The 12,910-nt window shown below is 68.1% G+C and carries 11 protein-coding genes; 3 read left to right on the top strand and 8 right to left on the bottom strand.

Annotation, left to right across the window (positions count from 1 at the left end; translation table 11 throughout):
- Positions 1-151 precede the first annotated feature (151 nt).
- The 6 genes from hflX to dusB all read right to left on the bottom strand — a co-directional run bounded on the left by hflX (position 152) and on the right by dusB (position 7,682).
- Complete coding sequence (hflX, locus tag FKQ52_RS07385; RefSeq protein WP_141626584.1) at positions 152-1,453, bottom strand: GTPase HflX; 1,302 nt, start codon at positions 1,451-1,453, stop codon at positions 152-154.
- 139 nt (positions 1,454-1,592) lie between these two features.
- On the bottom strand, positions 1,593-1,838 hold the full coding sequence (gene hfq / locus FKQ52_RS07380; RefSeq protein WP_131249128.1) for an RNA chaperone Hfq: 246 nt from the start codon (positions 1,836-1,838) through the stop codon (positions 1,593-1,595).
- Positions 1,839-2,064: 226 nt separating this feature from the next.
- Positions 2,065-2,928 (bottom strand): D-amino-acid transaminase, encoded by an 864-nt coding sequence (locus FKQ52_RS07375; RefSeq protein WP_141626583.1) that lies wholly within the window; start codon positions 2,926-2,928, stop codon positions 2,065-2,067.
- The gene (locus FKQ52_RS07370; RefSeq protein ID WP_141626582.1) at positions 2,925-4,340 is read right to left on the bottom strand and encodes a sigma-54 dependent transcriptional regulator; all 1,416 of its coding nucleotides are present in this window, start codon (positions 4,338-4,340) and stop codon (positions 2,925-2,927) included. The genes FKQ52_RS07375 and FKQ52_RS07370 overlap by 4 nt, the downstream gene beginning before the upstream one ends.
- A gap of 10 nt (positions 4,341-4,350) precedes the next feature.
- Positions 4,351-6,633, bottom strand: a complete 2,283-nt coding sequence (locus tag FKQ52_RS07365) for a PAS domain-containing sensor histidine kinase (protein WP_141626581.1) — start codon at positions 6,631-6,633, stop codon at positions 4,351-4,353.
- On the bottom strand, positions 6,630-7,682 hold the full coding sequence (dusB, locus tag FKQ52_RS07360; protein ID WP_141628278.1) for a tRNA dihydrouridine synthase DusB: 1,053 nt from the start codon (positions 7,680-7,682) through the stop codon (positions 6,630-6,632). The genes FKQ52_RS07365 and dusB overlap by 4 nt, the downstream gene beginning before the upstream one ends.
- Before the next feature lie 64 nt (positions 7,683-7,746).
- On the opposite strand from dusB, the gene FKQ52_RS07355 reads away from it, so the two are divergent.
- A complete protein-coding gene (locus FKQ52_RS07355; protein ID WP_141626580.1) occupies positions 7,747-8,904 on the top strand; it encodes a bifunctional 2-C-methyl-D-erythritol 4-phosphate cytidylyltransferase/2-C-methyl-D-erythritol 2,4-cyclodiphosphate synthase in 1,158 nt (385 codons plus the stop codon).
- Here the strand turns inward: FKQ52_RS07355 and FKQ52_RS07350 are convergent.
- Complete coding sequence (locus FKQ52_RS07350) at positions 8,901-11,195, bottom strand: spermidine synthase (protein WP_141626579.1); 2,295 nt, start codon at positions 11,193-11,195, stop codon at positions 8,901-8,903. The genes FKQ52_RS07355 and FKQ52_RS07350 overlap by 4 nt on opposite strands.
- Positions 11,196-11,275: 80 nt before the next feature.
- On the opposite strand from FKQ52_RS07350, the gene FKQ52_RS07345 reads away from it, so the two are divergent.
- Positions 11,276-11,767, top strand: coding sequence for a CinA family protein (locus FKQ52_RS07345; protein WP_141626578.1), 492 nt, complete (start codon positions 11,276-11,278; stop codon positions 11,765-11,767).
- Complete coding sequence (locus FKQ52_RS07340; RefSeq protein WP_141626577.1) at positions 11,764-11,997, top strand: sulfurtransferase TusA family protein; 234 nt, start codon at positions 11,764-11,766, stop codon at positions 11,995-11,997. The genes FKQ52_RS07345 and FKQ52_RS07340 overlap by 4 nt, the downstream gene beginning before the upstream one ends.
- Here FKQ52_RS07340 and FKQ52_RS07335 read toward each other — a convergent pair.
- On the bottom strand, positions 11,960-12,874 hold the full coding sequence (locus FKQ52_RS07335) for a YihY/virulence factor BrkB family protein (protein ID WP_370451057.1): 915 nt from the start codon (positions 12,872-12,874) through the stop codon (positions 11,960-11,962). The genes FKQ52_RS07340 and FKQ52_RS07335 overlap by 38 nt on opposite strands.
- Between the last annotated feature and the right edge of the window lie 36 nt (positions 12,875-12,910).

Below are 12,910 nucleotides of genomic sequence, written 5' to 3'. Positions count from 1 at the left end.
GCGCGAAAAAACCGGGTGTGAAGAGTGTAATTCGTGCAGGCTTGTCCCTGTTATTTCAAAGACTTGCGATTGCACTGTTCGTTCTGCTTCCCTGCCGGAATCATTCTGTGTCGCAGTATGGCACGGCGATGCGGCAAAAACGGACGTATCGTCAGCTGAACTGCCGCTCGTACCGTCCCAGCGCCGCCGGGTGCAGGCGGACGGTGACGTGGGTGCGCCCCTCGTCGTCCGTTTCGCGGCCCGTGACCCGGCCGTTGGCATAGAGCCAGGCCAGCGCCTCGCCCTGATGCGGTTCGAGGGTGAAGTCGCTTTCGGGATCGTCGTCGATCAGACCGGCGATCGTCTCGCGCAGGAGATCGATCCCCTCCCCGGTCCAGGCCGAGACCGCCACGGCCTTGCCCTGCCCCCGCAGGCGTTCGGCGTGGCCGAGGGTGGCCTCGCGGGCGTCTTCATCCAGCAGGTCGATCTTGTTCCAGACCTCGAGAATCTTGCGGGTCTTGCCTTCGATGGCCGGGATCTGGTCCAGCACCGTCTCGACGTCCCCGGCCTGCGCCTCGGTGTCGGGGCTGGCGATGTCGCGGACGTGCAGGATCAGGTCGGCCTCGCCCACCTCTTCCAGCGTGGCGCGGAAGCTCTCGACCAGTTCGTGCGGCAGGTCGGAGATGAAGCCGACCGTATCGGCCACGATCGCCGGGCGACCCTGCGGCAGACGGATGGTGCGCTGGGTCGTGTCCAGCGTCGCGAACAGCAGGTCCTTGGCGAAGACCTCCGAGCCCGTCAGCCGGTTAAACAGGGTCGACTTGCCCGCGTTGGTGTAGCCGACCAGAGCGACGGTCGGGAACGGGACCTTCTGGCGGGCCTTGCGGTGCAGGCCGCGCGTGCGGCGCACCTCCTCCAGCTCGGCCTTCAGGCGGACGATGCGGTCGGCGATCAGGCGGCGGTCGATTTCGATCTGGGTTTCACCCGGACCGCCGGTCGAGCCGGTGCCGCCGCGCTGGCGTTCAAGGTGGGTCCAGGTGCGGACCAGACGCGAGCGCTCATAGTCGAGCCGCGCCAGTTCCACCTGCAGACGGCCTTCCTTGGTGCGGGCGCGACGACCGAAGATTTCAAGGATCAGGCCGGTGCGGTCGATGACCTTGCACTCCCACGCCTTCTCCAGATTGCGTTGCTGGACGGGGGTCAGCTGGTCGTCGACGACGACAGCCTCCGCCTCGGCGGCGCGCACGAGGGCGGCCAGTTCCTCGACCTTGCCCGAGCCGAACAGGGTGGCGGGCGTGGTCTTGCGCACGCGCACGATTTCCTCGGCGCGCACGTCGAGGTCCAGCGCGGCGGCCAGACCCACGGCTTCCTGCAAACGCTCCTCCGCCAGCCGGGGGCTGTCGGAACGTCCGTCAGGATGGATGACGACCGCACGGATGAGCGGCACGGAATGGTCGATGAGTTTGGTGGTCAGATCGGGTCTCGGAGTGGTGAGTGGTGAGTGACGAGTGGCGAGTTCAGGCCTGCTCTCACACTATGTAGTGACGAGCGTCATAAGGCGCATCCCTTCGGAAACGCGCTCGCCACTCGTCACTCGCCACTAAAAGCCGAAATCAGTCCTCGTCGGCGTCCGGCTCGTACAGCTGGACCGGGGCCGAGGGCATGATGGTCGAGATGGCGTGCTTGTAGACCAGCTGGGACTGGCCATCGCGGCGCAGCAGCACACAGAAGTTGTCGAACCAGGTGACGATGCCCTGCAGCTTGACCCCGTTGACCAGGAAGATGGTCAGCGGCGTCTTGGTCTTGCGAACCGAGTTGAGGAAGGTGTCCTGAAGGTTTTGACGCTTGTCTTGCGACATGGCGGGTAGTTCCCGTTCTTGATTGTTCTCCGGCCGGAGGAGCGGCGCGGGACCGGTCGGCGCCGGTTCGCCCACCTTAACGGCCCGGACGAGGGTCGCAACCGTGAATGCCCCATCGTCGCCTATTGATTGTTCGCAGAGCGGGCCACCGTCATCCCGAACAGCGCCGGACCGGACAAGCCGATGGAGCGCGGACCTCCCGGTCCGCGCTTCAGAAGCGTCGCGGCTACACCGCGTCGCGCGTGCCGCGTTCGATGTAGAGTTGACGCAAACGCGTCGCGACCGGGCCTGGCTTGCCGTCGCCGATCTTCACGCCGTCGATGGAGATCGCGGGCATGACGAAGGCGCCGGCGGCGGTGAAGAAGGCTTCCTTCGCACGCTGGGCTTCCTCGACGGTGAAGGCGCGCTCCTCCAGCTCGATGCCCTCTTCCTTGAGGATGTCGAGCAGGGTCGTGCGGGTGCAGCCGCGCAGGATGTTGGCCTGGGTGTCGCGGGTCCGCAGCTTGCCGTTCTCGTCGATGATCCAGGCATTGGTCGAGGAGCCCTCGGTCACCAGCCCCATGTCGTCGACCATCCACGCCTCATAGGCGCCGCGGTCCTTCGCGTGCTGCTTGGCGAGGACGTTGGCCAGCAGGCCGACCGTCTTGATGTCGCAACGGCCCCAGCGGATGTCCGGCGTCGTGACCACGGCCACGCCATTGGCGGCGGTGGCGTCGGTCTTCATCGGATTGATCGACCTGGAGGTGATGACCACGCTGGGCGGGGTGCCCTCGGGCGGGAACGGGTGGTCGCGGCGCGACGTGCCGCGCGTGACCTGCAGATAGACGATGCCGTTACGGACCCGGTTGCGCCGGATGGTCTCCTTGAGCACGGCGGTCAGGGCTTCGCGCGACATGGGAATGTCGATACGCAGTTCGCCGAGGCTGCGATGCAGGCGGGTCATGTGGCCGTCAAAGTCGGCCATGCGGCCGTCGAAGACCGACCAGACCTCATAGACGCCGTCGGCGAACTGGAAGCCCCGGTCCTCGATGTGGACGCTGGCCTGTCCGTGGGGGACGTACTGGCCGTTGACGTAGGCGACGCGGCTCATTCCTCGACGGGTCCTTCTTCCTCTTCCTCGCCGCCACGCGACGGCGAGACCCCCAGCGACTTCAGTTTGCGGTGGAGCGCCGAACGCTCCATGCCGATGAAGGCGGCGGTGCGCGAGATGTTTCCGCCGAACCGCATGATCTGGGCGGCCAGATATTCGCGCTCGAACACCTCGCGCGCCTCGCGCAGCGGCAGGGCGATGATGCGTTCGGCGCCGAGGGCGGTGTTCGACCCGGCGTGGGTCGCCTCCTGCGGCAGGGCGTCGGCGCCGATTGGATCGTTCACGTCTCCGGTGGCGAGGATCAGCAGCCGCTCGACGTTGTTGCGCAGCTGGCGGACGTTGCCGGGCCAGGGATGGACCTGCAGCACGGCGATGGCGTCATCGCCCAGACGGCGACGCGGCAGGCCCTGCGAGGACGACAGGCTTTCGATGAAGTAGTCGACCAGTTCCTGAATGTCCTCACGGCGCTCGGACAGGGCCGGGACGCGGATCGGCACGACATTCAGGCGATGGAACAGGTCCTCGCGGAAGCGGCCCTCGGCGATCTCCTGCTTGAGGTCGCGCGAGGTGGAGGTGATGACGCGGACATCGACCTGCACGTCCTGCTCGCCCCCGACGCGACGGAAGCGCTGTTCGACCAGCACACGCAGGATGCGGCTCTGGCTTTCGCGCGGCATGTCGCCGACGTCGTCCAGATACAGGGTGCCGCCGTGGGCGCGCTCGAACACGCCGATCTTGCGCGGGCGACCATCGACGCCCTCTTCACCGAACAGTTCGACGTCGAGGCGTTCGGGGGTCATGCCGGCGGCGGCGATGGCGACGAACTCGCCGCGCGCGCGGGCGCTGGCGTCATGGATCTGGCGGGCCACAAGCTCCTTGCCCGAGCCGGGCGGGCCCGAGATCAGGACGCGGCTGTTGGCCGGGGCGACCTTGGCGATGGTGCTGCGCAGGGTCTGGGCGGCGGCGGACTTGCCGATCAGGCCCGTCGGCACCGCCACCTGGGCGCGCAGGCGGCGGTTCTCGCGCATCAGGGCCGAGGCCTCGAGCGCGCGCTGAACCACGACCACCAGCCTATCCGACTTGAACGGCTTTTCGATGAAGTCATAGGCGCCGCGCTGAAGCGCGCTGACGGCGGTTTCGATATTGCCGTGGCCCGAGATCATGACCACCGGCAGGTCGGGGTCGAGTTCCTTGATGACGTCCAGCAGCTCCAGCCCGTCGAGGCCCCCGCCCTGCATCCAGATATCGAGCAGGGCCAGCGAGGGACGGCGCGCGCGGATGGCGGCCATGGCCTCGTCCGAATTGGAGGCGACGCGGACGGCGTGCCCCTCATCCTCGAGCAGGCCCGAGACAAGCTCACGGATGTCCGCCTCGTCGTCGACGACCAGAATGTCAGCTCCGGTGGAACGCATATCGCCTCGCTTATTCGGCCGCCGGGATCACGCCGCCGGACGCTTTCGCGTCCTTCGGCCCCGGAGCCTTCACTGGGGATTTCAGGGGGAAGATCAGACACACACGGGCGCCGGACAGGGTCTCGGCATCGGCCAGCTTCAGCTCGCCGCCGTGCTCCTCGCAGATGCGCTTGACGATGGCCAGGCCGAGGCCCGTACCCTTCTCGCGCGTGGTCACATAGGGTTCGGTAAGGCGGTCCCGATCCCTGGCCGGCAGACCCGGACCGTCATCCTCGATGACGAAGGTGACAATGGCGTCCTCGACCGACAGGCGGGCCGAGATGCCGACGCCTTCATCGCTCTTCGGGTTGGCCTCGCGCCGGGCCGCCACGGCCTCGCCCGCGTTCTTGAGAATGTTGGTCAGGGCCTGACCGACCATCTGGCGGTCGGCGTGGATGGTGACCCTGGGCAGGGGCTCGACCAGATCAATATCGATGTCCGGCGCGGCAACCCGCTGGGCGAAGACCGCCTCGCGCAACAGCTCCGCCGGGTTGGCGGCGGTGAAGCGGGGGGCGGGCATGCGGGCGAAGGACGAGAACTCGTCCACCATCCGGCCGATGTCGCCGACCTGACGGATGATGGTCTCGGTGCAGCGGTCGAAGACCTCGACATCCTCCTCGACCATCTTGCGATAGCGGCGGCGCAGGCGCTCGGCCGAAAGCTGGATGGGGGTGAGAGGGTTCTTGATCTCGTGGGCGATGCGGCGGGCCACGTCGCGCCAGGCGGCGTTGCGCTGGGCGGTGACCAGACGGGTGATGTCGTCGAAGGTCAGGACCATCTCACCGCCGACGCCGCCCTCGATCCGGACGCGCAGGCGGCGGGTCTCTCCGTCGGTGCTGACGTCGATCTCTTCCTCGATATGGGCCTCGGCGCGGCGGGCCAGTTCGCTGAGTTCGGGCGAGACTTCGCCCAGAAGACGCCCGATGACGCCTTCTCCGAAAATGCCGAGAAGGTCGACGGCGCTGTCGTTGATGGCCGAGACGCGCCGCTGGCGATCCACGCCTATGACGCCGGCCGAGACGCCGGACAGCACGGTCTCGATGAAGCGGGAGCGGCCGGTGGCCTCCTCGCTGGCGGCGCGCAGGGCGGCCTGCTGGGCCTCAAGGTCGCCGGTCATGCGGTTGAAGGCGTCGGACAGGGTGCGGATCTCGCCCGGGCCGTCTCCCGCATCAACCCGAGCGGCCAGATCGCCGCCCGCGACACGATCCGCCGCCACGACGAGACGCCCGATCGGCGCCGAAATGGAGTTGGCCGCCGACATGCCCAGCCAGACGGCGCCGACCAGCACCAGAAGCGCGGTCTCCAGATAGCTGAGGGTGAACACGGCCTGGATGCGGGCGCGACTGTCCTGCGCCTCCTTGTAGGCGACGATGGACTCGCGGGCCGAGGCCACCTGACCGATCAGACCGGGCTGCAGGGGACGGACCAGATAGAGGTAGGCGTCGCCATAGGCCGGGAAGGCGCGCAGGCCGCGAATGGCGTCCGGCCCCTCGGTCAGTTGCTGGACCGAAGGCGCTTCCTGACCCTGGGCCTCTTCCAGCGCGTCCCGGGAGGGGGCGACATAGGGCGGGGCGTTTGGCCCTTCCCCGCTGGCCAGCACCTCGCCGTTCTCATCGAGGATGTAGACGGCGGGGTAGCCGAACAGCTGGCCGACCTGACTGAGGGCGTCGGAGAACTGGATGCGATTGCCGAACAGGGGGCGGATGCCCTCCAGCTGTTCGGAGATCACGGAGATGTCGGCGTCGATCTCCTGCGAGACGTCGCTGGTATAGGCCAGGCCGATGGCCGCGCCATTGTCGACCGCCGCCTGCACATTGTCGCTGAACCACTGGTCCACGCCCCGATTGACCAGCACGCCGAACACCAGGGCGATCAGGATGGCGGGAACCAGGGCCACGGACGAGAACAGAACCACGAAGCGCAGGTGCAGACGCGCGCCGGCATCACCACGTCTGCGCCGGACCAGACTGAAGGCGCGTCGACCGACCACCGCCGCCAGACCGCCGATCAGGACCAGATTGGCGATCAGGATCAGCAACATCAGCTGGCTGACAGAGGCGCGCGCGCCCTCCCCGCCCACGTCCGGCGCGACGGCGACCAGCCAGATCGCGCCGATGTTGGTGATCAGGGCCAGGGCGAAGGCGATGAGGAAGACGTTGCGACGGCGTGTTTCCGACCAGCCTGCGAACCAGCGCGCCGGACCGCGCGGGGCGGTCGGTTCGGGTTCGACGTCGGCGGCGGGTGTGTCCGTCATGCCGCGTCAGAGTTGACCAGCTGTGGCTCGATATCAACAGCAGAGTTGCAGGAATGCGTCACGACTGACCACAGCTCCGTGAGCGCCGCCTCCACCTCCTCCGGACTGTCCAGCCGACAGAGGCGGCTCTTGGCGGCCCGACGGTCCAGCGGATCGGCCGGCCAGGGCGCCTGTTCGACGTACCAGCCGAGATGTTTGCGGAACATCTTCAGCCCCAGCGGCAGGCCGTAGAAGGCGACCGACCCACGTAGGTGTTCGATGACGATGGCCAGCCGTTCCTCACGATCCGGCTCCTGCAGCACGGTCCCGTCGGCCAGCGCCCGCTCCAGATGGGCCGCCAGCCACGGGCGGCCGTAGACGCCGCGCCCGAGCATCAGGGCGTCAGCGCCTGACTGGCGCAAAGCCTCGCGGGCGTCGTCAGCGGTCAGGATGTCGCCGTTCACGACGACGGGGATTGAGACAGCGGCCTTCACGTCCGCCACGGCGGTCCAGTCGGCCTTGCCCGTATAGAACTGCTGGCGCGTGCGGCCATGGACGGTGACGGCCTTCACGCCGATTTCCTCGGCGCGACGGGCGATCAGGGGCGCATTGCGGCTGGCGTCGTCCCAGCCGAGACGCATCTTCACCGTCACGGGGCGCGAGGTCGCGTTCACCGCAGCCTCGATCAGACGGCAGGCCAGATCGGGCGTCCGCATCAGAGCCGAGCCGCAGGCGGCGCCGGTCACTTCCTTGGCCGGGCAGCCGAAATTGAGATCGACGATGTCGGCTCCGGCCTTTTCGGCCATGCGCGCGCCTTCGCCCATGGCGTCAGGATCGCGACCGACGAGCTGGATCACCGTCAGGGGCAGGCCTTCGCCGACGGCGGCGCGGCGCACGACATCCGGACGGGCCCGGGCCAGTTCGGCGGCGGCGACCATCTCGGTCGCGACATAGGCCGCGCCCAGCCGCGAGGCGAGCAGACGGAACGGGAGATCGGTGATCCCGGTCATGGGCGCGGTCAGCACCCGTCCGGGCACCCACACGTCACCAATCTGAAGGCCTGCGCTCATCGGCTCCTTGAGGCGGTTCGAACCGCTCTCGTCAAGCATGACGGCGGCGATTAGAAGGCCGGACATGACCTCTTCCCTCCCCGCCTTCGCCGCCGTCGTCGTCGCAGCAGGCTCCGGAACCCGCTCGGGCGGCGTCAAGCAATGGCGTCTGCTGGGCGGCAAGCCGGTGATCCGCTGGTCTGTCGAAGCCCTGCTGAAGGCGGGCGCACAGGACGTCGTCGTGGTGATTTCCACCGGCGCGGAAGCCGAAGCGGCAGCCGCATTGAGCGGCCTGGCCGGCTGGCGGACCGTCACCGGAGGGGCCGCGCGCGCCGACTCGGTGAAGGCCGGGCTGGCCGCGCTGGGCGGCCCCGAGGATCGCCCCGTGCTGGTGCACGATGCGGCGCGCCCCTTCCTGTCTCCCGCCGTGATCGCGCGTTGTATCGAGGCCCTGAAAGAGGCGGACGGCGTCCTGCCCGCCCTGCCGGTCGCCGACAGCCTGCGCCGCGCCGTGGACGGGATCGTCGCCGGTTCGGTGGAGCGCGAGGCCCTGTGGCGGGCCCAGACCCCACAGACCTTCCGCCTGAAGACCCTGACCGACGCCTGGGCCGCATGGCCTTCGGACGAAGCCGCCACCGATGAGGCGACCGTTGTGGAACGCGCGGGCGGGCGTGTGAAGATCGTCGAGGGCGACGCCCGCCTGATGAAGCTGACCTATCCCGAGGATTTCGCCATGGCCGAGGCCCTGATCCCCCGCACCGTCCGCATCGGTCAGGGCTATGACGTGCATCGCTGGGGCCCGGGCCAGTCGGTGTGGCTGTGCGGACTGGAAATCCCGCACGACCAGACCCTGATCGGCCACTCCGACGCCGACGCCGGACTGCACGCCCTGACCGACGCCATTCTGGGCGCGATCGGCGAAGGCGACATCGGCGATCACTTCCCGCCCACCGACGACACCTGGAAGGGCGCGCCGTCGGACCTGTTTCTGAAACACGCGGTCGGTCTGGTCACCGCGCGCGGCGGTCGCATCTCGAATGTGGACGTGACCCTGATCTGCGAGCGGCCCAAGGTGAAGCCGCACCGTCAGGCGATGCGCGAACGGCTGGCCGCAATCCTCGACATCCCGCTGGACGCCGTCAGCGTGAAGGCCACGACCTCCGAAGGACTGGGGTTCACCGGTCGAGGCGAAGGTCTGGCGGCCCAGGCCGTGGCGACGGTGGAGCTGCCGGCCGCGCTCTAGTACGGGCGCTCCGGCGGCGGGAAGCGGCTGCGCCAGATCGCCCCGAGCAGGTTCACATAGTCGTCAGTCCAGGCGCGAACGGAGGTCTCGGCGGGCTGCTTCCAGCGCGCGTCCCGGCGGAAGTCAGCCAGCCCCGCTTCGGTCGGCGAGATGATCAGGGCCTCGGTCGAGGCCTCGGCCATCGTCGGCATGTCCCCGCTTTCGATGTAGAGCTGGTGCAGGGCCGGAACGCCGAGATCCTGCGCCGCCGCGACGGTCGGCAGGGTGATCTCAAGGTTCCGGTTCGACAGGTGCAGCAGCACCACCCCGTTCGGCTTGAGCAACCGCAGATACCCGCGGATCGCCTCGACCGTCAGCAGGTGGGTCGGGACGGCGTCCGACGAGAAGGCGTCGATGATCAGCAGATCATAGCTGCCCGCCCGTTGGTGATTGAGCGTCAGGCGGGCGTCGCCCAGCACGGTCTTCACCGGCCCCTCCGCGCAGGCCGAGATGTAGCTGAACCAGCGTGGATCACGCGACAGCCGGTCCACCATCGGATCGATCTCGAAGAAGGTCAGGGTGTCCTGCGGACGTTTGTAGGTCGCCATGGCGCCGGAGCCCTGACCGACGACGCCGATATTCATCGGCCCGCGCCCGCGCACCATCAGCGCGGACTGACCGATGGGGGTGTTGACGTTGTAGTACAGGGTCGGGGCGCAGACATTCTGGCCCTGTTGAGCCTGCGCGCCATGCAGGGTCGTGCCGTGCATCAACACATGGACGTCGCCGCCCATGCCCTGATCGGGCACATTCGCCACCCGCATCACGCCGAAGAAGCTGCGCTCCGAATAACTCCAGTCATAGCCGCGGGTGATCCACTGGGACGACAGGGCGATCATCACCAGGATGGCGGTGAAGACGACCGCCCGATCCCGCGCCAGAAAGGCGCAGACCACCGCCGGCACAAGGATCACCATCGTCAGTTGCGACATGTTGAGCGGGAAGGTGTCGTAGAAGAACCCGCGCGCCGCGTCGTTTGAGTTCAGCCAGACAGAGAGCAGCACGGGGATCAGCGCCACGACGGCGGCGCCGACCATGGCGCCGACATACTGGCCGTCGATCCGCCCCCTTCCCCACGGCCGCAGAAGGCCGACCAGCACCAGCACCAGCGGGTACTCCCACACCATGTCGAAGATCACCGGCGCCACAAGAGCCGTGAAGGCGCCCCCGACCACGCCGCCGAACGACATCAGCAGATAGAACTCGGTCAGCCGGTCCGGCGCGGGTCGACGCGCAGCCAGCAGCTGGTGACACATCAGGGTCGCGAAGAAGAAGGCGACCAGATTGATCGCGAAAGCCAACCCCCAGTCCCCCGACCGGAAGGCGACCAGCAGAACGCCGACCGCCCCTGCACCCGCCTGGATGACCAGGGTGATCGGCAGCGGTATCCACGGCCTGTTCTGGAAGGCGATGACGAAGGTCAGCAGGTAGAGCGCCAACGGGATCACCCACAGGAAGGGCGCCGAGGCGACGTCGGTGGACAGGTGGGTGGTCACCCCCAGCATTAGGCTGGACGGCGCGGCGGCGAGCAGGACCAGCAGGCCCTTTTCCTTCCAGGGGATCGGGGCGCTCTTTTCCAGAGGCGCGGGCTCGGCGGCGCGATCCAGACGGCGACTCCAGACCACCAAAGCCAGCGCCGCCACCAGCAGGACGAAGACGCCGTAGCCGCCGGTCCAGCTCCAGCGCTGGCCGGACAGGGTCGAGAGCGGCTCGATCAGGATCGGATAGGACAGCAGGGCCAGGAAGCTGCCGAGGTTCGAGGCGGCGTAAAGGACGTAGGGGTTCTTGCCGTCCGAATGCCCGGCCCGGACGCGGGCGTACCAGGCCTGAAGCAGGGGGGCGGTGGCGGACAGGATGGCGAACGGCGCCCCCACCGAAAGCGTCAGCGTGGCCAGCAGCCAGCCGATCGGCGCGGACGGGTTGGGGTCTCCCAACCAGCCGTTGATGTGCAGGGGGAGGAACAGGGCCGCGGCCAGCAAAAGGGTCAGATGGATCGCCACCTGGAGCCTGATCGAGCCGATCCGCTGCAGGCCGTGAGCATAACCATATCCGGCGAGCAGCGCGGTCTGGAAGAAGACCATCGAAGTGTTCCACACCGACGGCGATCCGCCGAGCATGGGCAGAACCAGCTTGGTCACCATCGGCTGGACCACGAAGACCAGCGAGGCCGAAACGAAGATGGCCACGGCGAACAGGATCGGGGTCAACCGGTCGGCCGGCCGCGTCACCGTGTCCATGCTGGTCTCGCTCATGCCCGCGCCGTCCCGTATGCTGGCGCCCGAACAGCGCACGGTCAGACTAGACCGACTCGTCGCCCCATCGGAAAGCCCGGATGTTCCCGACAGATATCAGAGCCCTCGCTCAACAGATCATTACGGAGGCCTCGGCGCGCGGACTGATGGCGGCCACGGCGGAAAGCTGCACCGGCGGGCTGGTGGCCGGCGCCCTGACCGAGATCGCCGGGTCGTCTACCGTGGTGGACCGGGGCTTCGTCACCTACAGCAACGCCGCGAAGACCGCGCTGGTGGGCGTTCCGGCCGCGATGATCGAGGCGCACGGCGCGGTGTCGGAACCCGTGGCGCGAGCGATGGCGGAAGGCGCGGTCGCCCGCTCCGACGCGACCGTTTCGGTGGCCATAACGGGCATCGCCGGACCGGGCGGCGGGTCGCCTGAAAAGCCGGTGGGACTGGTTCACTTCGCCGCAGCCGGACCGGCGGGCGTGGTCCATGCCGAGCATCGCTTCGGCGACATCGGACGCGAGGCCGTTCGGCTCGAGAGCGTGCGCGTGGCGCTGAACCTGCTGCTGGACCGCATCCGCGCATGACGGTGATCGACGCGCGGGGGCACCGCTGTCCGACCCCCAGCCTGAAACTCCAGAAGGCGTATAACGCCGCCGCGCCCGGCCAGCGCCTGACCCTGCTGGCGACCGATCCGATGGCGCGGATCGACGTACCCTTCCTGATGCGGGATCTGGGCGGCGAAGTGGTGTCGATCAAGGAGGCCGACGGCGTCCTGACTATCGTGGTCGCGACGCCCGACGCTCCGACAGGCTGACCACCGTCTTTTCACCGGTATCCGCGCTTGCGTCCGGCGCGGGCGCGTCCATCTCGCGAGCGGCGATCTCCATCTCGGTGGTGAAGGCGCCGCCGTAGAAGATGGCGTTGACGTTCCACGACAGCCAGATCAGCAGTACGACGACGGCGCCGACCGAGCCGTAGGTGGCGCCCAGCGGAGCGATCTGCTCAACGTAGATGGCGCACAGCCAGGACGAGACCGTGGACATCACCGTGGCCACCAGACCCCCGACGATGGACGGCGCCCAGGCGACCGGCGCGGTGTGGGACATGGCGTAGCGGTAGAGCATGGTCAGCCCGATCGCGAGACCGATGGCGGGCCACAAACCGTCCAGTGAAAAGCCGTTGGCGGAAGCGACGGAGCCCGGGCCGGTATGCTCCATCAGCCGTGAGGTGACGACGGCGCCCGACACCACGGTGAACAGGGCGAAGGCGAACAGGGCGACGAAGAAGGCCAGCAGATTGAACTTGAAGAAGCCGTGGGGCTCGGTCTCGTCATGGATCAGGTTCAGTCCCGCCAGCAGGGCCTTGAAGCCCCGGTGGGCGGCATACCCGCCGATCACGAGGGCGAAGAAGCTCTGGGCCGACACGGTGCGGGCCGAGGCGTTGGCCAGCCGCTCGATCTCCTGCTGAAAGATGGCGCGGGCGGCATGCGGCATGACATCGGCCAGCGCCGCGGCCTGCTCACTGACCTGACCGATCGACAGGACGACCTTGTAGAAGCCGATCAGGATGGCGATGGCGGGGAAGACGGCCAGCAGGGCGAAGAAGGAGACGCCGCCCGTATAGAGCATGACGTCGCGACCCCAGCTGCGGGTGAAAGCCCTGACCGCAAGACGGCCCCAGAGCCTGGGCATGGCCCAGCGCACCGCCGCATCAATGTCCGTGTTCGC

Origin of the sequence: Brevundimonas sp. M20, from assembly GCF_006547065.1 — a bacterium.
GTDB lineage: Bacteria > Pseudomonadota > Alphaproteobacteria > Caulobacterales > Caulobacteraceae > Brevundimonas.
This window is presented reverse-complemented; position numbering and strand designations above follow the sequence as displayed.

Excerpts from the sequence above, each read along its gene's own strand:
- FKQ52_RS07350 (WP_141626579.1), bottom strand. The coding sequence starts at position 11,195 with ATGAGCGAGACCAGCATGGACACGGTGACGCGGCCGGCCGACCGGTTG.
- FKQ52_RS07345 (WP_141626578.1), top strand. The coding sequence starts at position 11,276 with ATGTTCCCGACAGATATCAGAGCCCTCGCTCAACAGATCATTACGGAG.
- FKQ52_RS07375 (WP_141626583.1), bottom strand. The coding sequence starts at position 2,928 with ATGAGCCGCGTCGCCTACGTCAACGGCCAGTACGTCCCCCACGGACAG.
- hfq (WP_131249128.1), bottom strand. The coding sequence starts at position 1,838 with ATGTCGCAAGACAAGCGTCAAAACCTTCAGGACACCTTCCTCAACTCG.
- FKQ52_RS07365 (WP_141626581.1), bottom strand. The coding sequence starts at position 6,633 with ATGACGGACACACCCGCCGCCGACGTCGAACCCGAACCGACCGCCCCG.
- FKQ52_RS07335 (WP_370451057.1), bottom strand. The coding sequence starts at position 12,874 with ATGCCCAGGCTCTGGGGCCGTCTTGCGGTCAGGGCTTTCACCCGCAGC.
- dusB (WP_141628278.1), bottom strand. The coding sequence starts at position 7,682 with ATGAGCGCAGGCCTTCAGATTGGTGACGTGTGGGTGCCCGGACGGGTG.
- FKQ52_RS07355 (WP_141626580.1), top strand. The coding sequence starts at position 7,747 with ATGACCTCTTCCCTCCCCGCCTTCGCCGCCGTCGTCGTCGCAGCAGGC.
- FKQ52_RS07340 (WP_141626577.1), top strand. The coding sequence starts at position 11,764 with ATGACGGTGATCGACGCGCGGGGGCACCGCTGTCCGACCCCCAGCCTG.
- FKQ52_RS07370 (WP_141626582.1), bottom strand. The coding sequence starts at position 4,340 with ATGCGTTCCACCGGAGCTGACATTCTGGTCGTCGACGACGAGGCGGAC.